General features: G+C 42.0%; 1 protein-coding gene. It reads right to left on the reverse strand.

Features of this window, described 5'->3' with window-relative positions; translation table 11 throughout:
* Positions 1 to 29: 29 nt before the first annotated feature.
* A protein-coding gene (locus AB1414_21100) for an IS3 family transposase (GenBank protein ID MEW6609910.1) occupies positions 30 to 1,180 on the reverse strand; the annotation gives its coding sequence in 2 pieces (ribosomal slippage) (positions 30 to 913 and positions 913 to 1,180; 1,152 coding nt in all).
* Between the last annotated feature and the right edge of the window lie 99 nt (positions 1,181 to 1,279).

The following is a 1,279-nucleotide window of genomic DNA, read 5'->3' on the forward strand; positions in this document are numbered from 1 at the left end:
TGACCTGCCCCCGTTTATTATACCAGATGTTAATGGGAAGTTGAACATAAATTTAACCTCCCGGAATTATTTGAAAATACCGGTTCATATGTTACAGGAGCCGGCGGGTTGTATCCTAAAGAGCTGTGCGGTCTGACGGTGTTATATTCTTTCCGCCAATTTTCAACGACTACTTTCGCTTCCCAAAGCGTATCAAATATTTCTCTGTTTAAGCATTCGTCTCTAAACCTGCTGTGAAACGATTCTATGTATCCGTTTTCCCATGGGCTTCCCGGTTCAATAAATAACGTTTTCACTCCGAGATTTTTTAGCCAGTTCAGCATAATTGTTGCCGTAAATTCGGAGCCGTTATCCGACCGTATATATTCCGGTATTCCTTTCCTGATAAATAATTCCGTTAATACTTCCTGCACGTCTTCTGTCTTTAGATTCCTTTCGACTTTTATAGCCAAACTTTCTCTTGTGTATTCATCTATTATCGTCAGCATTTTTATTGTCCGTTGGTCCGACGTCTGCGCCATGATAAAATCGTAACTCCACACGTGATTCGCTCTCTCCGGTCTTAACCGCACGCACGACCCGTCGTTTAGCCATAATCTCTTTCGCTTTGACTGTTTCCTCGGCACTTTCAATCCTTCCTGCCGCCATATTCGCTCTACTCTCTTGTGATTTATTATTATGCCTTCTGCCCTCAATAACGCCGTTATTCTCCGGTATCCGTACCGTCCGTACTGGCACGCTAATTCTATTATCCTTGCTTTTAATTCCTGCTCGTCTGTTTTAATCTTCATTTTATATCTCTGCGTCGCTCGAACCTGCCCCAATGCTTTACATATTCGCCGCTCGCTCCAATCATACTCGGTCGCTATGTCCTCAATTATTTTTCGTCGTTTCGGCACACTTAAATGTTTTTTTTATTGTATTCCTGCAATATATTCTTGTCTAACGACAATTCGGCTACTAATTGTTTCAGACGGGCGTTTTCTGTCTCCAGTTCCTTTAATCTGCGGGCTTGATTTACTTTTAATCCGCCATACTCTTTCTTCCATTTGTAATACGACTGATTTGATATTTCTAAACTCCGGCATACTTCTTCTATCGTTTTGCCTTGCGACAACTCCACTTCCGCCTGCCTTAACTTACTAATGATCTGTTCCACGGTATGTCTTTTGAAGGACATCTTACACTACCCCCTTTTATTCGGTCCGGTTTTTTGCTATATTATACTTACTTGCAGTTTATCAAGCAAGTATTGGACCACTTTTCGGGGGGCAGGTCA

It is taken from the genome of bacterium, from assembly GCA_040755795.1.
GTDB lineage: Bacteria > UBA9089 > CG2-30-40-21 > CG2-30-40-21 > SBAY01 > JBFLXS01.